Origin of the sequence: Planococcus kocurii, assembly GCF_001465835.2 — a bacterium.
Taxonomy (GTDB): domain Bacteria; phylum Bacillota; class Bacilli; order Bacillales_A; family Planococcaceae; genus Planococcus; species Planococcus kocurii.
Genome location: NZ_CP013661.2, coordinates 2,838,023 through 2,861,200, shown reverse-complemented (window position 1 = coordinate 2,861,200; position 23,178 = coordinate 2,838,023). Strand labels below are relative to the sequence as shown.

General features: G+C 40.7%; 18 protein-coding genes and 1 tRNA gene. 4 read left to right on the top strand and 15 right to left on the bottom strand.

The features are described from left to right. Positions 1–95: 95 nt before the first annotated feature. The 4 genes from AUO94_RS13865 to AUO94_RS13850 all read right to left on the bottom strand — a co-directional run bounded on the left by AUO94_RS13865 (position 96) and on the right by AUO94_RS13850 (position 7,496). Positions 96–3,155: an efflux RND transporter permease subunit gene (locus tag AUO94_RS13865; RefSeq protein ID WP_058384777.1), complete on the bottom strand. Its 3,060-nt coding sequence runs from the start codon at positions 3,153–3,155 to the stop codon at positions 96–98. Between the two features lie 133 nt (positions 3,156–3,288). Then, positions 3,289–4,857: a peptide chain release factor 3 gene (locus AUO94_RS13860; protein WP_058384776.1), complete on the bottom strand. Its 1,569-nt coding sequence runs from the start codon at positions 4,855–4,857 to the stop codon at positions 3,289–3,291. A gap of 109 nt (positions 4,858–4,966) precedes the next feature. Then, positions 4,967–6,424, bottom strand: a complete 1,458-nt coding sequence (locus AUO94_RS13855; protein ID WP_058384775.1) for a UDP-N-acetylmuramoyl-L-alanyl-D-glutamate--2,6-diaminopimelate ligase — start codon at positions 6,422–6,424, stop codon at positions 4,967–4,969. 19 nt (positions 6,425–6,443) lie between these two features. Then, positions 6,444–7,496, bottom strand: coding sequence for a M42 family metallopeptidase (locus AUO94_RS13850; RefSeq protein ID WP_058384774.1), 1,053 nt, complete (start codon positions 7,494–7,496; stop codon positions 6,444–6,446). Positions 7,497–7,701: 205 nt separating this feature from the next. Here AUO94_RS13850 and AUO94_RS13845 point away from each other — a divergent pair, with 205 nt between their 5' ends. Further along, positions 7,702–9,267, top strand: a complete 1,566-nt coding sequence (locus AUO94_RS13845) for an ATP-binding protein (RefSeq protein ID WP_058384773.1) — start codon at positions 7,702–7,704, stop codon at positions 9,265–9,267. Between the two features lie 142 nt (positions 9,268–9,409). On the opposite strand, the gene AUO94_RS13840 is transcribed toward AUO94_RS13845, so the two are convergent. The 6 genes from AUO94_RS13840 to AUO94_RS13815 all read right to left on the bottom strand — a co-directional run bounded on the left by AUO94_RS13840 (position 9,410) and on the right by AUO94_RS13815 (position 15,484). Further along, positions 9,410–9,979, bottom strand: a complete 570-nt coding sequence (locus AUO94_RS13840) for a PepSY domain-containing protein (protein ID WP_058384772.1) — start codon at positions 9,977–9,979, stop codon at positions 9,410–9,412. Between the two features lie 109 nt (positions 9,980–10,088). Then, on the bottom strand, positions 10,089–10,781 hold the full coding sequence (locus tag AUO94_RS13835) for a PepSY domain-containing protein (protein ID WP_058384771.1): 693 nt from the start codon (positions 10,779–10,781) through the stop codon (positions 10,089–10,091). 2 nt (positions 10,782–10,783) lie between these two features. After that, positions 10,784–12,151 carry a HAMP domain-containing sensor histidine kinase gene (locus AUO94_RS13830; protein ID WP_058384770.1) on the bottom strand — a complete coding sequence of 456 codons (1,368 nt, stop codon included), beginning with the start codon at positions 12,149–12,151 and terminating at the stop codon, positions 10,784–10,786. Beyond that, positions 12,135–12,833 carry a response regulator transcription factor gene (locus tag AUO94_RS13825; RefSeq protein WP_058384769.1) on the bottom strand — a complete coding sequence of 233 codons (699 nt, stop codon included), beginning with the start codon at positions 12,831–12,833 and terminating at the stop codon, positions 12,135–12,137. The genes AUO94_RS13830 and AUO94_RS13825 overlap by 17 nt, the downstream gene beginning before the upstream one ends. A gap of 231 nt (positions 12,834–13,064) precedes the next feature. Further along, positions 13,065–14,453, bottom strand: coding sequence for an aldehyde dehydrogenase (locus AUO94_RS13820; protein ID WP_058384768.1), 1,389 nt, complete (start codon positions 14,451–14,453; stop codon positions 13,065–13,067). A gap of 107 nt (positions 14,454–14,560) precedes the next feature. Further along, positions 14,561–15,484, bottom strand: a complete 924-nt coding sequence (locus AUO94_RS13815) for a Gfo/Idh/MocA family protein (RefSeq protein WP_058384767.1) — start codon at positions 15,482–15,484, stop codon at positions 14,561–14,563. Between the two features lie 115 nt (positions 15,485–15,599). On the opposite strand from AUO94_RS13815, the gene AUO94_RS17470 reads away from it, so the two are divergent. From AUO94_RS17470 to AUO94_RS13805, 3 genes are all read left to right on the top strand, one after another. Next, positions 15,600–15,743 (top strand): hypothetical protein, encoded by a 144-nt coding sequence (locus tag AUO94_RS17470; RefSeq protein WP_169793183.1) that lies wholly within the window; start codon positions 15,600–15,602, stop codon positions 15,741–15,743. A gap of 188 nt (positions 15,744–15,931) precedes the next feature. After that, positions 15,932–16,660 (top strand): thermonuclease family protein, encoded by a 729-nt coding sequence (locus AUO94_RS13810; protein WP_058384766.1) that lies wholly within the window; start codon positions 15,932–15,934, stop codon positions 16,658–16,660. A gap of 132 nt (positions 16,661–16,792) precedes the next feature. Beyond that, positions 16,793–16,865: transfer RNA gene (locus tag AUO94_RS13805), tRNA-Val, on the top strand. Positions 16,866–17,325: 460 nt separating this feature from the next. On the opposite strand, the gene AUO94_RS17115 is transcribed toward AUO94_RS13805, so the two are convergent. From AUO94_RS17115 to AUO94_RS13780, 5 genes are all read right to left on the bottom strand, one after another. Then, positions 17,326–18,381, bottom strand: coding sequence for an S-layer homology domain-containing protein (locus AUO94_RS17115; RefSeq protein WP_082707551.1), 1,056 nt, complete (start codon positions 18,379–18,381; stop codon positions 17,326–17,328). A 150-nt stretch (positions 18,382–18,531) separates the two neighbouring features. After that, positions 18,532–18,894, bottom strand: coding sequence for a YolD-like family protein (locus tag AUO94_RS13795; RefSeq protein ID WP_058384765.1), 363 nt, complete (start codon positions 18,892–18,894; stop codon positions 18,532–18,534). Between the two features lie 13 nt (positions 18,895–18,907). Next, complete coding sequence (locus AUO94_RS13790) at positions 18,908–20,167, bottom strand: Y-family DNA polymerase (RefSeq protein ID WP_082707550.1); 1,260 nt, start codon at positions 20,165–20,167, stop codon at positions 18,908–18,910. Positions 20,168–20,623: 456 nt separating this feature from the next. Next, positions 20,624–22,657 (bottom strand): TRAP transporter permease, encoded by a 2,034-nt coding sequence (locus AUO94_RS13785; RefSeq protein ID WP_058384764.1) that lies wholly within the window; start codon positions 22,655–22,657, stop codon positions 20,624–20,626. Next, positions 22,647–23,171, bottom strand: a complete 525-nt coding sequence (locus tag AUO94_RS13780) for a DUF1850 domain-containing protein (RefSeq protein ID WP_058384763.1) — start codon at positions 23,169–23,171, stop codon at positions 22,647–22,649. Before AUO94_RS13780 ends, AUO94_RS13785 begins: the two co-directional genes overlap by 11 nt. Positions 23,172–23,178 lie beyond the last annotated feature (7 nt).

Below are 23,178 nucleotides of genomic sequence, written 5' to 3'. Positions count from 1 at the left end.
TGATAAGTAAGAAAATAATTCACTGAGCTCCCTCTATTACGAAAAGTTTCTTTGACATTCACCTTATAAAGTAAAAAAAAAGTAAACCCGAAGGCTTACTTTTTATTCATTCTTCTTGTTTGTCGATCAAATAGACTGTAGACAATTGGCACGATATAAAGTGACAGTAAAGTTGAACTGATAAGCCCACCAATAACGGTAATACCCATCGGCTGATTAATTTCAGTACCTTCGCCGATACCAATTGCTAGAGGCAATAAGCCCAAAATAGTTGTTAATGCTGTCATCAGAATCGGACGGCGGCGATCATGAACCGAGGTAATAATGGCATCATAGGAATCCATGCCATCCTCTTTTCGTTGATTGATATAATCAACCAGCACAATTCCATTATTGACGACAATACCCACCAGAACAAGCAATCCAATGACAGCAGTAATGCTAACCGGCGTCTGTGTAACGAACAGTGCGATTGCTACGCCGATTGCCATCAATGGCACCGTGAACATAATAACTAGTGGATACTTGAACGATTCAAATTGTGCAGCCATTACAATATAGACAAGCACCACTGCAAGCATGACGGCAAGTAACATATCATTGATCGAGTTATCCAGTAATTCCCGGTCCCCGCCAAACGAAATCAGTGTGTTATCATCCAACTCTAACTCTTCAATTGCGACGTCGACTTTATCAGACATGTCACCTAGTGTAATACTCGATTGATGTTGCAACGTGAAAGAAACGCTATCTGCCTGATCTACACGTTGAATACTCACAGGACCTTGAGCAACTTCAATTTCAGCTAACTCCTGGAGTTCCACAAATTCGCCTGCAGGTGTCCGAAGAGATAAAGTGCGTAGTTTTTCAAGACTGTTTCTTTCCCCTTCTTCATAGGCCACATAGACACTGAGAACTTCATCATTTTCAGCCAATACCTGAGTAGCTAAAACACCTCGTGTAATGTTATTGACAGATTGAGCTATTTGGACCGGTGGCAAGCCATATTCAGTAGCCGCCTCACGGTCAATAGTCATCTGGATTTCATCAATAGTTTCTTGACGATCATTCGTCAACTCTGTTACTTCAGGAAGTTCGGTTAATGCCGCTTCAATATCGACGACCGCTTTGTCCAGTCTTGAACGGTCTGTATCCGTTACAGTAAAGGATAACGTATTTGGCGAAGAACCGGCTGCTGTCTGCAAGTTAAAGCTGACTAACGCACGCTCTCCTACCGTTTTCAGAACTCGAGGCTGTACGTCATCTACAAAATCAAAAACCGAACGATCCCGATCTGCTAAATCTACCAATTTCACGTAAATTTCAGCAACATTTGTTTCCGCAGATCCTTGCGCTTGTCCCTGTTGAGTCGAGCCAATTAGGCTAACGTACACATCGACATCTTCTTCAAGTTTCAATTCTTCTTCTATCAGATTGACTACTTCATCTGTCGCTGCTCTTGAAGAACCATTTTCCAGTTCTACAGAAACACTGACAAACCCTTCGTCTGTTGCCGGAATAAATTCTGTGCCGACTTGCATGATGCCAAAAGCACCTACCACTAGTAATACCAGTGCTGTAAACAACACGATCATTCTATGGCGCAAAGCCCAAACGACCGATCCTTCGAATGCTTTGACACTTCTAGAAGTATCTCTCTGGACTTTCGGTTTTGTACCAGGCTTACCCAACATCCTTGATGCCATCATCGGTATAACGGTCAAAGCGACTGCCAACGATGCAAAAAGGCTAAAGGATATTGTCAAAGCAAATTCAAAGAAAATTTCTCCAATCAATCCTGAGATGAAAATAACCGGTATGAAAACCGCTACAGTCGTAAGTGTTGAAGCAATAATTGCACCTGCTACTTCTTTTGAACCTTCAGAAGCAGCCTTTTTGGCGTTTTTGCCCATCGCCAAATGACGTTCAATATTTTCGATAACGACAATGGCGTTATCCACTAGCATTCCAATTCCCAACGCTAGTGCCCCTAGAGTTAAAATATTCAAAGCAAAATCGGCAAAAAACATAAGAACAAAAGTAACGATAACAGAATAAGGAATCGCTACACCGATAATGATTGGACTTTTAATGCCACGTAGGAAAAAGAAAAGAACTAACATGGCAAAAATTCCGCCTAGAATCAATGTCTGTCCGATATTACCGATAGCCAGTTTGACATAGTCTCCTTGGTCAAATAGAATATCTGCCTCCACGCCTTCAAAGCGCTCTTCACTGAGCAGTTCATCTAGCCTTTCTTGGAATGCGTCTGAAACTTCAGCTGTATTTGCTTGAGATTCCTGAAGAGCAGACAGTAGGACAGCTGGCTCTTCATTTGTTCTCGTTTCACTGCTACTTTCACGTTCACTAATGCCAACCTTTGCTACATCTCCGATTGTGACATTATTGCCATCTATCGGATCGATAGTCAAAACCAGATCCTGTATTTCTTCCACATTAGTCAGGGTACTAATAATGCGGGTTGTTAGGTTTCGACCATTTTCGGTCTCAATCGGTTCCCCAGGCAAAGAAATATTGTTTGCTTGAATCAGCTGAACAACGTCCGATTGCTGCAAGCCTTTTTCTTCAAGTGCTGCCTGATCTAATTCAATTTGAATTTCCTCTATTAAAGAACCTGAAACATTGACACTTGCTACCCCGTCTGTTTGACGAAGTTCTGTCTCTAATTCTTCGGCAATCACTCGCACGTCTGCATCCGGATCACTTGAACGCAAAGACAACTGCAAGATGGGGAATTGAGAAGGATCGAACTTTAAAAAGCGCGGATCATTCGAATCGTCAGGAATCGGCGTTTGGTCAATTCTTTGTGCGATATCTGATTGGACATCATCTATATCTGTTGACCAATCAAATTCCAGCAAGATAAAATTCGAGCCTTCTTGGCTATTCGATTGAATCGATTTAATACCCGGCAATGTCGCCAAATTTGCTTCTAAAGGCTTTGTTACTTTTTCACTTACTTCTGTCGGACTAGCACCTGGATAATTAGTTACCACAACGCCAATCGGCGGGTTAAGTTCAGGGATCAACGTAATCGGAATTCGTGTAAATGATACCGCCCCAAGAATAATGATCAAAAACATAATGACCAATGTAAAGACGGGCCTTTTTATCGAAAAATCACTTATTTTCATCTTTTCAAACCCTCTCTTTACTGTGTTCTTCTATCATAAGAAAAATCCTTTATAACCGCAAATTTAACAGAGCTTGTTCACTTATCTGCCACTTTTTTACTCAAAAAAAAAAAACCTGCTAGCAGCAGGTTTTTTATAACAAACTATATAGTCGAATATTAGGATTTTTATCTTGGAACCAACGTGTCGCAAACTCATTCTCGAATAAAAAGACGTATCGATCGAAACGGTCACGCACAAGCATTGAACGCCCACTTGACATCGATTCTTTCACATCTTCCTCATTTTCAATCCAACGTGCAATTTTGTTACCAACCGGTTCCATACGCACATCTACGTTATACTCATTTTTCATACGGTGTTCGAATACTTCAAACTGAAGTTGTCCGACAGCCCCTAAAATAACTTCTTCTAGATGAAGCGTTTTGTAGTACTGAATCGCGCCTTCTTGAACTAATTGAAGAATCCCTTTATGGAAATGTTTTTGTTTCATAACGTTTTTAGCCGTTACTTTCACAAAAAGCTCTGGGGTAAACTGCGGCAAACTTTCAAACTCGAATTTCTTGCCACTTGTAATTGTATCACCAATTTGGTAATTTCCTACATCGTGTAACCCGATAATATCGCCAGCTACGGCTTCATTAACCATTTCGCGGTCATCTGCTAAAAACTGTGTAGTTTGTGATAGTTTAATCGTTTTTCCGGTACGCGCTAAAGTAACAGTCATTCCTCGTTCAAATTTACCAGACACGATCCGTACAAAAGCAATTCGGTCGCGGTGAGCAGGATTCATATTGGCTTGGATTTTAAAGATAAATCCTGAAAACGGCATGTCCACTGGATCAACTATTTCCTCTTGTTGCGTAATACGCGGCTGCGGAGAAGGAGCAAATTGCAAATAGGTTTCCAAAAACGTTTGCACACCAAAGTTAGCCAATGCACTACCGAAGAATACTGGCGTCAATTCACCTTTTTTTACACGATCAATCGAAAAGTCATTACCGGCTTCATCCAGTAACTCAATATCGTCCATTGCCTGTGTATAATAAGAAGTTTTTTTCATTTCATGTTCTTCGATCATTTTGCCGTTTTCATCAAGTTCAAGAAAACGATCTCCTGCTGAACGAAACGGTTCAATGCGTTTGTTAAAACGGTCATAAATTCCAAGAAATTCTTTCCCCATACCGATTGGCCAATTCATGGCATAAGATTGAATGCCAAGTACTTCTTCAAGTTCTTCCATTAATTCTAGTGGCTCTTTCCCTTGACGATCCATTTTGTTGATAAAGGTGAAAATTGGAATGCCACGCATTTTGCAGACTTTAAAAAGCTTAACAGTTTGCGCTTCAATTCCTTTGGCAACATCAATAATCATGACTGCACTATCAACAGCCATCAATGTACGGTACGTATCTTCACTGAAATCTTGGTGTCCTGGTGTGTCAAGAATATTGACACGATGTCCGGCATAATCAAATTGCATAACGGAAGAAGTTACAGAAATGCCACGTTGCTTTTCAATTTCCATCCAATCGGATGTTGCGAACTTGCCGCTTTTCTTTCCTTTAACTGTTCCCGCATCACGAATAGCTCCACCGAATAATAACAGTTTTTCGGTTAAGGTCGTTTTACCGGCATCCGGGTGGGAAATGATAGCGAAAGTTCTTCTATTTTGAATTTCATTCGTTAATTGGTCTGACATGTTTATACGCTCCTTTAATCTACTCTCTTCATCTTAGAGAACGAACCTGAAAAAAACAAGGAATTTTAACGTCTACAGAAAAAAGAAGCCGTTAGAGGCTCCTTTTCCACTAAAACTTCTTCAATGCTTCTTGTATCGCGATTTCTTTATCACTGTGTGGGTATTTGGTGTTGCCGATAATTTGATAATCTTCATGCCCTTTTCCAGCAAGAATGATAATGTCGCCACTCTCTGCTTGCTGAACAGCATGCTTAACTGCTTCTGCACGGTCACCGATACAAGCAAACTGCTCATGTGTCATGCCACTTTTCAGGTCTTCTAAAATACTGTCATACGTTTCATCGCGTGGGTCATCTGTTGTCAAGACCACATAATCAGCAACCGATGCTTTTTCAGCCATAATCGGACGTTTAGTCTTGTCACGATTCCCACCCGTTCCAACAAGAAAAATAATGCGATTCTTTTTAAAATCTTGAACGGCTTCAATTGCTTTTTCAATCGCATCAGGTGTATGCGCATAATCAATAAAAATCGATACAGGTGCTTCAACTTCCACTTTTTGCATGCGACCTTCTACCGGCGCAATTGCCGCAATTGCTTGTAAGATTTCATCTAACTTATAGCCTTCTGCGTATAAAGCGGCAATCGCAGCTAACGCATTAGAAACATTAAATTCACCGAGCAGTTTCATCGCTACCGGAAACTGGCCTGCAGGACAATGCAAGGTGAACGTAGTCCCTGTATGCGCCAATTGAATATCTTTTGCTCGGAATTGTGCATCATTTTGAATGCCATATGTGTACACCGGATGAGGCGTCATTTTTGCTATTTCACTAGACCACGGATCGTCCGCATTTAAGATGGCTTGCTTTTGATTGGCTACATCCTGGCCAAGCTGTGAAAATAATAACGCTTTGGCATGACCGTATTCTTCCATGGTTCCGTGAAAATCTAAATGATCGTGTGTCAAATTAGTAAAGATAGCCGTATCAAACTCTACACCAGCTAAACGACCCAAAATTAAACCGTGCGACGAAACTTCCATCGTCATGTGCGAACAATCTTCATCACGCGCACGCGCAATCATCTGTTGTGTCGTCAATGCATCATTTGTCGTATTAGCTGATGGATGCAATTGGCCATTCAAGTTAAAGCCGATCGTCCCCGTCATTGCCGATTTCTCGCCTAATTCCATTAGCATCGAATGCAGAATACCAGCCACACTCGTTTTGCCATTGGTTCCGGTAACTCCAATCATGTGAAGAAGCTTAGAAGGATAATCGTAAAATTTAGCAGCTAGAAGTCCCAATGTTCGTGACGTACTTTCGACAAGGATCACTGTTGCATTATCAATTGTTAAAGGTTTTTCTGCTACAATGACTGCTGCTCCTTGGTCTGCCGCTTGTTGGGCAAAATCATGGCCATCTACTGTATAGCCAGTGATGCAAACAAAAATTGAATCTTTTTTAATATCACGTGAATCTATAGTTAAATGCTCAATGCGATCAGGCAAGGCACCTTTAATCTGCTTATACGGAATGGCTGTAAGTAACTCTTTGCTGTTCATGAAAACACTCTCCTAACTCTTAAGAAACCATTGAAGACAGCACGTATGCATAAAGCAATTCTGCTGCCGCTTGTAATGAATCTGTATGCGTACGTTCATATGAATGGGAAGCTTCAATTCCAGGACCAAACAAAGCATGCTTCACATCATGTCCTGCACTAATGGCAGCTGACGCGTCTGATCCATAATAAGGATAAATATCCACTTTATAATCGATTGCATTGGTTTGCGCCAAAGAAATTAAATGGCGTGTCAGTCCATAATGGTAAGGACCACTTGAGTCTTTTGCACAAATGGAAACCGTGTACTCATCCGACTCTTGGCCGTCTCCAATAGCTCCCATATCAACAGCGATATATTCCTGTGTTTCTTTCGGAATGCTGGAGTTTCCACCGTAACCGATTTCTTCATTGTTTGAAATATAAAAATGCGTTGTATAGGGCAGCTGCTCTCCCGTTTCACTAAAATGTTTTACCAATTGAAGCAGTAGCGCGGTGCTTGCCTTGTCATCTAAATGACGAGATTTAATATAACCTGACGCTGTCGCTTCAAATCTTGGTTGAAAAGAAACAAAATCTCCTACTTCAATTCCTAAGTTCTTCACTTGTTCTTTCGAAAAGGCTTTTTCATCTAGACGCACTTCCATATTGTCTGCACTACGTTCTGCTGTACCGGCATCTTTATAAACATGCACAGTCGTTTGATGTAAAAGGATTGTTCCAGAAACTGTTGAACCGTCCGCTTTATGTACGAGGCAATTTTCACCTTCAATTGCATTGAATTTAAAACCGCCAACTAACGATAGCTTTAAACGACCGCTCGACTTGATTTCTTTCACCATAGCTCCAAGCGTATCGACATGCGCTGTCAGCAAACGGTGCTGCTGTTGATTCTTTCCTGGGATCGTCGCAATGACTGCTCCCTTATGAGTCGTCTCATACTCCACATTCCACTGTGTCAATGCAGTACGAATTTTTGACATAACATCCATGGTGTATCCAGATGGACTTGGAATTTCCACTAATTCTTTTAACAAATCGATTGTTTCGTTTTGGTTCCATTGATAAGTCATCTCTACCACTCCTCGGTTCTTTAATCATATCAAAATCAATGATGTTCGCACAGTCCCGTCTTATAGTATTATAGTATTAGTTAGCTACAAAAATTAGCTAGACGCGTCATTTTAGTCACAATATACCCAATTAGGACTGTACTCACTATTCATAACTTTCTAAGTAGGACTGATATCATTTTAAAGCAAAACGCTGAGGTGACTTATGGAAAGCAAGATTATCAATCGCAAAAGAAGCCAATTGTTCATTCATGTACTCGGATTTTTAAGTATTTTCCATTTTTTGCTCAATCAATTAATAGAAACAAATACAGCAGTGGTTTCTCCGCTTTTCGGAATTTCCAGTTATTTTTTGTTTCTTTTGGCTATGGCTAAAATGAAAGAACGCACCTTGCAGTATGCCATTCTTTTTGCTATGAATCTGTACATCTTCATTTTGAACGTTGAATCTTTGTCTCCTATTACACTTATTTATTTTGTCGTACCAATTATTATTTCTGCTTTGTACAATGATACCAAACTTATTCTTATCCTCGGCTTAGCAACTGCCATTGAATTCACACTCCTATCAACACTGTTTGACCGCTTTGATACTGGAAATCCTTTTTCTTACACACAATTATCCATCGTTATTTTTATACTATCGATATTATCGATTACCTTGCTTCATAGTATTTACTTTAGTCGCTATTGGAAGCAGCTAGAGCTAACTAATGCATCGATGGAAAAAGCTTTGTTATCCAAAGAAGGTTACTTACAGTTATTTTTTGAGACAGCCAAAGATGCTATCGCTGTTTTCGATCCAAACAATAAAATCATCGCAGTCAATCCTGCTTTTGAAAAATTGTACGGTTGGACCTCTGAAGAATGCATAGGAAACACCTTGCCACTTTATCCACAGGACATGAAAGAAGACGTCGAGAGACGCACATTGGATGTTCAGCAAGGAAAAAGTTACTCTCTCTTAGAAACAGTAGATCTTCGAAAAGATGGCAGCCGCTTTCACGCGTTAATCACCTTGTCACCTATTTTTGACCATTCCCAAAAAGTAGTAGCGACATCCATCATTTCTCGCGACATCAGCTACCAAAAAGAATCCGACAAACTGATTTTACAATCTGAAAAACTCAAGCTTGCAGGCGAAATTGCAGCTGGTGTCGCTCATGAAATTAGAAATCCCATGACCGTCATCTCTGGCTTTATCCAAATGATGCATCGCGATCCGAAGCATCTTTTTCCGGAATATACCGAACTGATTCAATCCGAATTAGACCGGATCAACTTGATCATTAGTGAGTTTTTAGTGCTTGCCAAACCACAAGCCGTCACACAAAAAAAATTTAGTATCCAGCAAGCATTGGAAGATATTCTTACCTTGTTCGATTCTGAACTTAATCTGAACGGCATTGAATTAAAAAAAGAATGGCAAGAAGACTTCCAAGTCAACGGCGAAGAACATCATTTAAAACAAGTTTTTATTAATTTATTGAAAAACGCAGTCGAGTCAATGGAACAGCCAGGAAAAATACGAATAACAATCACTTCTGAAAAACATAATAAGTTTTCCATCAGCTTCGAAGATTCAGGTATCGGAATTTCCGAAAAAGATTTAGACGGTATTTTCGAACCTTTTTATACGACCAAAGCTAGCGGTACGGGACTAGGGTTATTGGTTTCTCAAAAGATTATACGAGAACATAACGGCACTCTCACCATATCGAGTACGGCCGGACTAGGGACAGTCGCCAAAATCATTTTGCCCGCTTATTAAAGAAAGTGGCACTCGTTAAATTTCCCTCAGTCTTATTGCATGCCAAATAATAGGATTTCTTTTAAAGACATAATTTAAAAGACGAAGGGGCGAAATCAACTGATTTCGCCCCTTCGTCTTTTGTGTTTTTATTTAGTTTTGATTAATCGCGGTCGTCGTCATCATCCTCTTCATCTGAAGCAAGGTTTAGAATAGAGCCGTCTTTAGCATTAACATCAACTTCATGTTCTATGCGTCCATCTTGAACTTCAACCTCGTAGTAAGCAGGATTTTCTTCTGCTTTTAGCTCAAACCCTTCGAAAGTTCCATTCACTGTAGCTAACGCCGCTTTAATCGCTTCGTCAGAACTGATAAATTCTCCCGCTGTAGCTGTCTGAGATTTTTCAGCGTTGTCTTTTTCTCGCTTCTGCTCAAGTACTTCACCCGTATAAGCATCAAATTCAATGTCGTATTCGTAGCCATCAAAATCAATTTCTACTTCGTAATTGGCTCTTTTATCGTCTGTATCCAATTCAATATCCATAATGCGACCATTTGCCAGTTCAAGCGCTTTCGCTGAAATTTCTTCTGTGCTCATCATTTTTTCAGTTGCGATTTCTTGTACGTCATCAGTCACTTTGCCATTAACAGCTGCTGTTTCCGAATTGGCTAATACAACGCCTCCAAAAGCTAAAACCCCGACTGCTACTGGAATATACACTAATTTCTTCATGTAATTTCTCCTCCTCATTTGTTGTTACTCTTACAATAACCTCTTCTTCTGAGTAGAAGATTAAGGCAAGATGAGAAACTGATGAGAAATGAATGCAGATTCGTTCAAGTCAATTGTCCCATTCGACTGTCATTGTATCGCCACGAACTGCATGAATTTGAATTGTCGCTTCTTGATCCGTTTTGTCATTCTCAATTTCAATCAAGTAATAGCCACCATCTTCGGTCTCCACGAATTCATCGTCTTGAACTTCTCCTGACAATGTTTTTTTAGCCAGTCTAATCGCTTCGTTGCGTGTAATAATCCGCTCGAGATCTGGTTCTTCTGACGGAACTACTTGAACCGGCTCTTCACTGATTGTTAATACTTCCCCTGTTGCAGCAGATAGCACCAAAGTCGAGACTTGCGTTTCTTCCTCGACTTTAACGGTGTACTCGTTTCGATCTTTGTTGTAGGTGTTACTCCCAATTATTCCTTCAACTTTCTCTAAAGCAATCTTTTCTGCCTGTTGTTCGGTTAATTTTTTAGCTTTTTCCGTTTTTTTTAGTAGGTTCATGCTTTCTACTTGGCCGTTTTGTCGGTTTACTAGAGCAAGATAGCGTCCATCTGTCCGTTGGAATTCGACTTGGTAATCTTCTCCAGAGGCTGTAGTTTGTTCAATACTTCCTCCGTACAAGCTAATTACCGTTTCCTCGGCCTGCTCTTCTGAAATTTCAGGAGAAGTGCGTGGAAACAGCAGAAAGGCTATTACTGACCCACCAAGTAAAATCGTCGCTAAGGTCATCAAAATCCACTTTCGCATCATCATCCCTCCTGTTTCAAGTGTACATCAGCAACATTAGAATTCTCTGAGAAAGTAATGGTTACTGTCGTACCCAACTGCTCGATGCTCTCTAGACTAATTTCAATCTTCAATGAATCAGCCAGTTGTTTTGCCAATGATAGACCTAACCCAAATCCCCCAGTTTCTCGGTTCCTTGCTTTATCTACACGATAAAATCGTTCAAAGACAAAAGGCACTGCATCTTTTGGAATGCCGATTCCTGTATCACGAATCTGAATAACGGTGTCTCCATTTTTTTGAGCGATTACCTCAATTTTATTAGCGCTATACTTTCTGGCATTGTCCAGCAAAATATAGAGAAGCTGCTTGAACTTCGAGACATCGGTAACGACCGGTAGTGACTGTTCAGCTGTAATCAACTCGAACTCACGATCATAAGATGTGTTCATGGCCGTAACGGTTTGCGCCAGTATATCGACAACGTTTACAGTGATCCATTCCATTTGTGATTCGCTTCGGCGGGCAATATGCAGCAATTGCTCGATCAACACCTTCATCCGGTCGGTCTCTGCACGTATGGCTATCAAACTTTCCTCCGCAATTTTTTCATCGTGCATGCCTTGTCGCTGGAGCAATTTGGCATAGCTACCGATTACCGTTAGCGGTGTCTTTAGTTCGTGGGAAGCATTCGAAACAAATTCTTCTTGCTTGGAATAGTTTTCTTCTAACAAGTCCATCATTTCATTGAAGGTATTGCCCATTTCAGTCAATTCATCGTGTGAATTGCTTGCTACCGGTAGTTTTTCAAAATTGCCGTTACGCTGTATGCGTGTCATGGTAGTCGTCAAATTGGTAATCGGTCGTGTAACAATTCTTCCTAGAACGACACTCGAAATAATCACGGGAATCATAGCTAGCAAAGTGACAGCAACTAAAACCAGCCGCAGCGTCTCCAAGTTTTTTGTCGTTTCCTGCATCGACTGTGCAACTGTAACTTCTGCCACTTGACCATCCGTCCAAATAATCGGTGCTTTAACATAAGCAAAGCGCTCGCCTTCCACGTTGATTGTGCCCGACAGCTCTTCTAGTTTATCGGGGAGCTTGACAGTTACCGTTGGAGATTGGATAGGTGCTAGTTGTTGACCATCAGCTGTCGTAACTTTCACAAGCCCATTAACAGGGACATAGGCACGCAGCACCGTACTTGGATCTTCCGTTTCCGTATTATTAAACTTCGCCACCAGTGCGTTCGTTTCCGTCTGAAGCTGTTCAACTTCTGTCGAATACGTCAATCGGCTAAATGAAAAATAAATAACGAAAGCCAAGATTAACAAAATCACCAGCATCAACAACGTGGAGGAAATATGAATTTTATTTTTTAGTTTCATGGCTTTGCTCCTTCAACACATAGCCCACTCCACGAACAGTTTGGATATACGTAGAACGTTCACCCAAATCTACTTTCTTCCGCAAATAGCGGATATAAACGTCGATTACATTGGTGTCTCCGTAATAATCATAGCCCCACACCGCATTCAAGACTTGTTCACGGCTAAGCACTTGTTGTGAGTTTTTAATCAAATACAGCAATAAATCAAATTCCCGTGGCGTCAATTCAATCATCCGCCCGTTACGTTTGACGTCCCGCGTACTTTCGTTCATTTCCAGCTCATGAAAACGGTGAAGCGCTGAATTTCCATTACCATTTGATAGGCGCAGACACGCACGAATTCGTGCCAGCACTTCTTCAATCTCAAACGGTTTCGTAATATAATCGTTGGCACCTAAATCCAAACCAGCCACTTTATCTTTTACATCGTCTTTAGCTGTTAGCAAAATAACCGGAATCGCCGCATCCGATATGCGGATACGCTTTAACACATCCAAGCCGTGGATTTCTGGCAACATCAAATCGAGCAACACCAAATCCCAGTTCTGCTCCCGGAACTGAATCAACCCTTCAGATCCTGTATGAGCAACGCCTGTTTCATATCCTTCAAACTTCAATTCCAATTCCAATACACGCGCAATGCTTTTTTCATCTTCAACAATTAAAATACGTTCTGCCATTGCCATCACCTCTTACTAAGTATCATATCAGATTCATGAAAAGCGCAGGCGTCCATGTAGATTCGACGGGCATAAGACAGACCAGCAGTGTGGCGCTCTTTGCCACGCAGCTGGGTTGGCTTATGACCCTAGAATCTGGGCGCCGGAGTCTGGACACTGAAAAGCGCAGGTGCCATGTAGATTCGACGGGCATAAGACAGACAGAGACGAAAAAAACGACCCGAAGGCCGCTTATTTCAGTACTGTCTTGATCCATTTTGCTTTATTTTTATAAGGAGGAAACAGTAAATTTGTCGATAGTTTAGTTGATTTCTTCAAGATGGATTTAGCGTGTGTAAAGGTTTCAAAGCTGGATTTACCATGATAGGAATTGATACCAGACGTTCCGATGCCACCAAACGGTAAATAAGAGCTACCCACATGAGAAACCGTATCGTTAATACAGCCGCCGCCAAATGGTAATTGATCTAAGAAAAATCGTGTCGCACGTTCATTTTCTGAAAACAAATACGCCGACAATGGTTTCGGCAAGTTACGGATTTGACGCAATAATAACGGCAAGTCCGTATAGCTAATAATTGGTAAAATCGGACCAAAAATCTCGTCTTCCATAGAGGGACTGTCCCAGCTAACATTATTTAGAAGGACCGGTTCGATATACAAGTCATTGCGATCCGTATTGCCGCCATAAATAATTTGTCCCGCTTCTTTGCGAATAATTTCAGTCAATCGATCAAAATGTTGAGTGTTGACGATCCGCCCAAAATCAGGACTCTGTTGTGCATCTTTGCCGTAAAAGCCTTTTATTGTTTTCGTTAAAATTTTCAGGAATTCTTCTTTAACCGATTCGTGTACACAAATATAATCAGGTGCCACACATGTCTGACCGGTATTCATCAGTTTCCCCCAAGCAATTCGTTTTGCAGCAAGTTCCAGGTTCGCTGTTTGGTCGACAATCGCCGGGCTTTTGCCTCCAAGTTCTAAGGTAATCGGCGTTAAGCGCTCCGATGCAGCTTTCATGATGACTTTTCCGACATTCACACTGCCGGTAAAGAAAATATAATCAAATGAGGCATGAATTAATGCGGTTACTTCTTCACGTTCGCCTTCGACTGCGCGAACATAGTAAGAAGGAAATGCTTCTTCAATAATAGTACCAATTACTTTTGCCACGTGAGGTGTTGCTTCTGAAGGCTTGACTATCGCACAATTCCCACCGACAATCGCTCCAATTAATGGCTCCATAACCAATTGGAATGGATAATTGAAAGGCCCAATGATTAACACAGAGCCGTATGGTTCACGGATAACAAAGCTTTTAGCCGGCTGAAGATGAATTGGTGTCTTGACGTGTTCAGGCTTCATCCAGTCTTCTACATTTTTTGCCATGCTGCCGATGCTATCGAGTACAAAACCGACTTCTGTTGCATAAGCTTCAAATTCACTTTTTCCTAAATCTTTTTTCAAAGCATCGATAATTTCTTTTTCATGAGATTGGATCACACTTTTTAAGCGGTACAATTGTTCGATTCGAAAATCCGCTGGTTTCGTGTCACCTGTATAAAAGTAAGCACGTTGTTCTTCTATCATGCGTTCCACATCAGTTGCTGTAAAATTCATTGTCCAACCTCCTCTAAGTTTCTTCAGTATAGCAATTTTGGCATTGCATAAGCGAAGTTAATGACCTTAAGTTCTTTACCCAAAAGGATTATAGAAAAAACAAAGAGTTATTCCATCAGTAAATGGTCGATATAGCGTTGAACAATTAATCCTTCTTCGAAATTAACCAATAAAGTAGACTGGTTATTCATTTCTTCAAACAGCGACGGGACTTCTTCAAATTCTTCAATCAATTGACGGTCTTCTCCGTACCTTGATTTATAAAGGGTTGTCCAATTTTCTAGAGTCAGCACGCCCTGTTCTCCATACACTTTAAACTGCAATAATTCTTTTTGACCAATATTGCTAATACCTGTTAGTAAAAAAGGAATTTTTGCTTCGGTAAGTCCGTGTGCAATGAGTCCAGTTTCGCATTTATCCGCTTGTTCTGGATAGGTAATATGATGAGATGTAAACGACAATGCTCCAAAGAGACGATGCATTAATTGAAAATAATGAGGGAACACTTCACGAACAAATCCACCTTGGCTCCTTGAACCAATCCACGGATTTTGTTGCCATAACCTCGGCCAGTCTGGGAAAAAAGTTTGAAGTTCGATTCGGACAATTTTTCCGATATCGCCTTCCTTAATGCGTTTGGCCATTTCACGAATTGCAGGTTTATACATTAAGGGGAAATGCATGGCAGTTTGCACTCGGTTATTTTGTACAGTTTTTACCATCGCTTTGCCACCTTCAACATTGTGGGCCAATGGTTTTTCGCACAGGATATTAATCCCTGCACTAGCTGCACGTTCAGCGATTTCTTCGTGAAAAGCGGGAGGCGTCGCAATATAAACCCAATTGATGTCTGAATGCAGCACTTCCTCCACTGATTTCGCCATAGGGATTCCGTAAGTTTCACTGATTTGCGTAAGACGCTCTGTTTGTGGATCAAAAACTATTTTTATGTCCACATGATGTTCTTGTTCCAGTTGCTTGATAATTCGTTCGCCAACAATTCCTGTTCCAATGATGCCAATTGAAATCATGCCAAATCTCTCCTTTTAATGCTTTTCAGCTTTTTTACCTTATTTGTTTATTAGTGTAACCTTTAAGGGTATAGAATAGTCAAACAATACAATTAAAACCAGAGGGGGAAATAAAATGAATGAACAGACCTATTGGTGGGAAACTATTTTTACGGGTGAATTAGAAGTTGGGGTTAATAAGGAAAAATTAGAAGGTCTCACGGAAGAATCGCTTTTGTATTACGCTGAAACAGCATCACCCGCGGAGACAACACTTTAATTGCGGAAACGGATTAGACTCTATCACTCCCGTACATAAAGGCGCCTTTTCAATTTTGATTGAAAGAGGCGTTTTATTATGCCGTTTTTTAGCGTTAACGACGGGAACGATCGACTTAGAGCCGTTATCCAATTGCCAGGTAACATAATTATTTATATACTTATGAAGAACTGAAAGTGGGGATTGTGATGAAACTAAAATTGATGCTAGTTGCTGTATTATTCCTATCGGGCTGCGGAATGTTAGAATCGACCGACACTTCTGGCACCACGGACCAAATTGATGTGGAAGTAACACAAGTTATTGATGGCGATACTATAAAAATTATATACGAAGGCGAAGAAGTGACGGTTCGCTACCTATTAATAGACACACCCGAAACCAATCATCCACGCCTCGGCAAACAACCGCTTGGTAGTGAGGCCACTGAAGAAAACAAACGTTTGATCGAATCTGGTGATGTATCGATTGAATTTGATGTCGGTGACCGCTTTGATGATTATGACCGTTTACTTGCTTACATTTATGTCGATGGTGAGAGCGTTCAAGAACAAATGCTAGCATCTGGACTGGCCAGAGTTGCTTACGTCTTTCCCCCAAACACACGTTACCTCGACGATTTTGAACAAGTAGAGCAAGTCGCCAAAGACAGCCAAATAGGCATTTGGCAATATGAAAATTATTCAACAGACCGCGGCTTTGACTCGGAAGCTTACGGACAAGAACCAACTAGCACTCCGAGCACGCCCCCTAAAGAAGCAACTACCGACTGCGATATTAAAGGCAACATAAACCGCAGTGGCAATAAAATCTACCACCTGCCAAGCGACTCTTCTTACGAGCAAACCAATCCAGAAGAATGGTTCTGTTCCGAACAAGAAGCAAAAAATGCCGGCTTTAAAGGTGTTGGACAGTAGGTTAATCGACTTGTAGCAATACAAATCGCCACATGCTACTAACCGAATGACCTAAACAGGCTTCTTTTCTTCTTTGTAAACTATTGACTTTTTCTGCTGACGAGCTATACTTATATTTGTCCTGGAAATTGAGATTCCTTAGCTCAGCTGGGAGAGCGCTACCTTGACAGGGTAGAGGTCGCTGGTTCGAGCCCAGTAGGAATCATACATGTTAATCTATCAATGGTTTGAGGCACTTTTCAAACTTCAATGGTGTAGTGGTTGGATACCGAATAAGAATCCACTACCAAAGACCGCTTCCTTATCTGATTGAAATCAGAGAGGAAGTGGTTTTTTTTATTCAAGTTTACTATGCAAGACTATAGAGATGACAAGAAGCTTCTAAACCTTTCTCTTAAATTCCTAGAAATCTATATACTAACGTTAAAAGAGCTTCATATGTTCTGTGTAGTTTAGTATTTTCTAAAATCCTATCGGATATATTAAGCATTACTTATTGTCAATCTTCCAACAAATAAATTTGATGAAATCAAAAACGACTTCTACTTAGAAGTCGTAAAATGAATATATTATAGCTTACATTTTCATCATTAATTAAAAATATGTGTAACCAAAATCTTTACTCATATTCACCGTTGATTCTTTCGATTATCTACATACTTCTACTAGAGTCCTACGGCATTCACAGCATACGTCGCATCTGCATTACTGAACCCTTCAAACTCTAATTGAGCGATCAAACCGCTCCTTGAAAAGGATGTGTATTCGAGATAATTTTTAGCCATTTTTACGGCTTGCTCTCTCCAATTCACATTAATTTTGTCCACAGCATACGTCGCATCTGCATTACTGAACCCTTCATATTCTAATTGAGCGATCAAACCGCTTCTTGAAAAGGATGTGTATTCGAGGTAATTTTCGGCCATTTTTACGGCTTGCCCTCTCCAATTCACATTAATTTTGTCCACAGCATACTTCGCATCTGCATTACTGAACCCTTCATATTCTAATTGAGCGATCAAACCGCTTCTTGAAAATGATGTGTATTCTAGATAACTTTTAGCCTTTTTTATCGCTTGTTGTTGTGACACCGTTTCGGTCTTGTCAGGTGACTTGATAAAATCAGCATTAAATGCTCTTGCCAGAAAAGCAGAAAACTGTTCTCTGTTCAAACTATTATTGGGCTTGAACGTTCCATCTTCATAGCCGCTTACGATTCCCATCGCAGCTAAATTCATAATAGAATAATATGAGCTCATCTTCTTGCCCACATCGCTAAAAGAGACGGTAGGCGTAATCGTCTTATTGAAAAAAGCTCGATTTAATATTATTGCCATTTCTGCTCTTGTTACTACTTTGTCGGGCTTGAACGTTCCATCAGGATACCCCGATATTAAAGAGTTTTCAGTAGCTTCAGCAATATAGCCACTTGCAACTTTTGAAGAGCTTACATCTGAAAAGCTTGTATTTCTTTGTTTTCCATCATAACCCATAGCTCTCCCTATCATGATTGCCGCTTGTGCTCTTGTGACATTACTTTTCGGACGAAAAGTACCGTCTGGAAAACCTGAAATTACCTCTTCGTTTATAAGGTATTGAATCTCATTATAAAAGCGATTACTTTTCTCTACATCCTTTAAATTAGTAGCTGCTAAGGATTGATTAGTAAAAATACCACTAAGCATAAGTAATAGTACAACGAACACTATAATTTTCTTCACTCATATTACCTCCTTTTTTCTTTTACTTTATCATATCCAATAGCCTATAAATATGTAAATTGTCAATTCAAGTCGAACGCGGCAAAAAATTCATGAATGCCTCAAAGGGTTTGTTGTAATTCAGTACCTTTCGTGGCACTCGATTGAACGTCAATCCACCATGACAATCGCAACCACTTCATCGATCGGTAACCTATACTTTTTCTCTGACTCCACACAAATTAGCACTCTACTTCTTACATCAATGCCTTCAATTGTTCCACGGTACTCATGGATGACACCTTCTTTCCAACTTTGAATTACCACTTCACATTGTCGCTTTAACGCAATGTCCATTTCTTCTTGAAGCAGCTGCAAATCGTCTTCCGTTAACTGTGGCTTCGGTACTTGTTCATCTTTGGCATACCATTCCCGAATCATTTCAATATGCTCGGGTAACATTAACGCAGTCCACTTGATGCGTCCGCGGTCTTTGATGTCTCCGACAACTTTTAAATACTTATTGCGTTTCATTCGGTTCGCCCCCTTATTCTTTATTGTGCCCACCGATTAATTTCGTTCGTGCGATCGCAGTACCCGCTTGTGTAGCTGATACACCGCGGTATATAGCTGAATAACCATATCTTTTACGAATCCGATCCATCGCTTCTCCAAGCTGTCTGTTTTCAAACTTTTTTTCGTCAAAGAGACTTAACTGCATCGATGACTCTTCTTCTAAATTGCTGATAGCTAATGATATTTGCCGAACTGGCTTGTGTTGAAAATACTCTCTGAAAATGCCTTGGCAAACCTTATAAATTTTTAATGTATCATTTGTCGCTTCGTCAATGGACCGTGAGCGGGAAAATCCACCACCGAAAGCTGTCTTGCTGTAAACGATGCTTAAGTGAATGGTCCGTCCTGCACGTCTCGCTTGGCGTGTTCTCATCGCGACGTCTTCGCACATTTCCAGGATGATGGTCATGATGTCTTGTTCTTCTATGTAATCCCGGTATAAAATTTGTCCTTTGCCGTAACTAATTTGTCCTTCGACTAAAGGTGTCCCCATATCTGACAGATCGATGCCGTTGGCGTGCTGATGCAACTGATTTCCTAAAATACCAAACTGTTTTTCTAAAACTGAAACATCAGCACAAGCCAAATCACCAACAGAGAAAATCCCCATATTGTTTAAGGTCTTCTCGGTTCGAGACCCAATGCCCCACATGCGGCTCAACGGTTTAACGGGCCACAACTTCATGGCCACATCGGCGTAAGTCCAAAAGGCAAATCCAGTCTCTTTCGCTTCTAAATCCAGTGCTAGTTTTGCTAGTAGCATGTTCGGTCCTCCGCCGACTGAAGAAGGCAGTTTAAAGTGCTCTAGTATTTCTTGTTGAATGCGGCGCATCGTCATTGTGGGTGCTCCCCATAACTTTTCAGTTCCTGTAAGTTCAACAAAACTTTCGTCCACGCTGTAGATGTGAATCGATTCTTTCGGCACGTAGCTTGCTAATAACTCTGAAATGGCCATGGATTTCTGTAAATACAATTTCATTTTTGGCTCGATCAACAAAATATCTCGGTGATTTGGAATTTCAAACAGCCTTGTACCTGTTCTCACACCAAAACGTTTTTTCATCATGGGTGATGCAGCCAATACAACACTGCCTTTTCGCTGTTGATTCCCGACAACTGCAAGACAAACTTCTAAAGGGTCAAATCCAAGCTCGACCGCTGAAACACTGGCGTAAAAGCCGCACATGTCGATACAAAAAATATAAGGTTCCGGTAATTCAGGCATCTTCATAATTACCACCTCCGAATAGAACGTTTGTTCTTATTCTATACCACAGCCATACTAACGGCAATCCTTTTAAGGAAAATAAAAACAGCCGTTTGGTAATTTAGCAAATGAACATCAGACTAGTACCTGTTTTTTAGTAACTGTTCATAGTTTTGTACGTAGGCAATCAATTTGTACTCTATATGAGTTAGTGATTTTTTGAAACACCAAACTTTCTAACAACTTTACATTTCTCTTTTAACCGTATATGATGAATAAAGTAAGCAGTTCGACATCCAACATTTTTATTGTTTTTGAAATCAGTAAAAATCATTGGGTGCCAAACCCACTGCAAGCTTTAGGAACAAAGTTTGCTTTGAAAAAGTCATCACCTTCGGGTGGTGGCTTTTTTCGTATTTTCATAAACCAAAACAATGAAAAAAAACCGTTCGGGCATTGGCCCAAACGGTTTTGTCTTTTTTACGCTGCTACTGTTTTAGCAGGTTTCTTTTCACGTGCCATCCATTGAATTCCGAACAAAATTACGAATAGTATTGCGCCAATTGTATCAGACAAGCCTTCTGGATAAATCAACGCCAGTCCAGTCGCAAATGTAATAATGCGCTCGAACCAGTTTAGTTTTCGGTACCAGAAACCAATGAGTCCTGCTCCGATGGCAACCATACCTGAAAGAGCTGTAATTAATACCCAAATCAATTCTGGCCAGCTTGTATCAATCATTAACAGCGCTGGAGATAACACGAACATATATGGAATGATGAACGCTGCTGCTGCTAATTTAGCAGCAATAAAGCCGGTTTTAATCGGCTCTCCACCTGAGATACCTGACGCTGCAAATGCAGCAAGTGCAACCGGTGGTGTAATATCAGCAATGATACCAAAGTAGAAAACGAATAAATGAGCAGATAAAGCGACCACTAGTGGAACTGCTGCTCCAACTGGCTCATCTAACATTAATAGCGTAATAATAGCAGGTGCTGCAATTGTAGACGTAATAACATAGTTGGCAGTTGTTGGAGAGCCCATGCCCAAAACAATTGCTGCTAGCATTGTGAAGAACAGCGTTAACAGGATGTTTCCTCCTGAAGCTGAAACCAGTCCATTTGCCAAGCTCAATCCGAGCCCCGTCTTTACAACTACTCCAACGATAATACCTGCTGCTGCTGTAGCTGCTGCAACTGCTAACGCTGTTCTTGCACCATCGACTAAAGCTAAAATCATATCTTTAAAGCTAAGTCGTGTTTCTTTGTTGAAAGCACTAACAAAAATCGTTAACAAGATTCCGTAAAGTGCTGCTTGCATTGTTGGCACACCAATCAATAAAAATACGATAATGGCAACAATTGGCGTAAGTAAGTAAATCTTTTTTAATACTTCTTTACGATTTGGCATTTCTTCTGGAGAAAGACCTTTCAGGCCAATTCGTTTGGCTTCGAAATGAGTCATGATCCAAACACCTGTGAAATACAAAAGAGCCGGTATAGCAGCGGCTTTCGCTATTTCCCAGTAGGTTACTCCTCCGATAAATTCAACCATTAGAAAAGCTGCAGCACCCATAATTGGCGGCATTAATTGACCGCCTGTTGAAGCCGCTGCTTCTACTCCACCAGCAAACTCTTTCTTGTAACCCAATTTTTTCATCATCGGAATCGTATAAGAACCTGATGTGACAACGTTGGCCACTGAACTTCCAGAAATGGTTCCTTGCAAAGCACTTGAGAAGATTGCTACCTTCGCGGGGCCACCAACTAAATTACCTGCGAGTGATACAGCCAAGTCATTAAAATACTGCCCGACCCCCGTTTTCACTAGGAACGAACCAAATAACAAGAAGGTAAAAATGAAGGTAGCTGAGACACTGATGGGTGTTCCTAAGATTCCATCGGTAGTATAGAACATCAGTTGGATAACCGAATCTAAATCCTGTCCCCTGTGGCGTAAAAATCCTGGGAAATAAGGTCCGAAAAAGGAATATGCCAAGAACAAACTGGCAATGACCGTAATTGGCATACCGACTGCTCGCCGTGTTGCTTCAAGTGTCAGCAAGATTGCTAATATCCCGACAATTAAATCCAATTCGGTAACCCGTCCAAGACGGAAGACTAAATCATCATACATAATTGGCCAATAGGCAGCTACGCCTACTGATAATAGCGCCAGTATGTAATCATACCAGGCAACTTTGTGACGAGCCCCTTTGCGTTTTCTAGCAGGAAATAATAGAAAGATTAAGGACAGTGCAAACCCTAAGTGAACCGATCGCTGAATGTAAGCAGTATACTGCCCAAAGATAGCGGTATACAATTGGAATAAGGAAAAGGCTAGTAAACCGAAAAAGACCACATGTTTAATTATTCCACTTAAATCTCTCGTATTGGATTCAGGATCGTATTTTTGTAGAATTTCCTTTTGTTTTTCCTCCGAGACGTATGATTCATCTTCTGGTGGAAGCTTTTTCTGTTGAAGTTCTTCTGGAGATAACTTATCGCTCATCAATTCTCACTCCTTTTCTTAGTTGAAACAGGGATAAGTGCTCTACACGAAACGTATAGGACTGTCCTCTTTCAAGTGTTCTTTTTAAATCCATCTGATGTCCTTTGGTTTTGAATGACAAGTTGGCATCCACATCTCCCACAAATAACCGAAACTCCGGAATTTCCTTTGTCATATTCTTGATAAAGTATTTACCGTCTTTTTCGACAAAGGTCTCTCCTTCTCCTGCATTTGAAGGCATGCCAATGTTAAAGTCTTCGTATTCAAGTTCTGTCATCATTATTCTATTATCGCTTACTACTTTGTAGCTTTCAATAACTTCTGATAAGTGAATTGAATGCGTGTAGATTAGTTGGAAGTACGGGCTGACAACTGGTACATAAGCCGCTACTTCTTCAGTCTCATTGTCGATAAACACATAATACTTCTGGGAAGGGATAAATGCGATTAAGGAGCTGATGATGAGGAGGATGGTTACGAAAAGAAGGATTTTTTGTATCCGGTTACACCGCATAATCTGT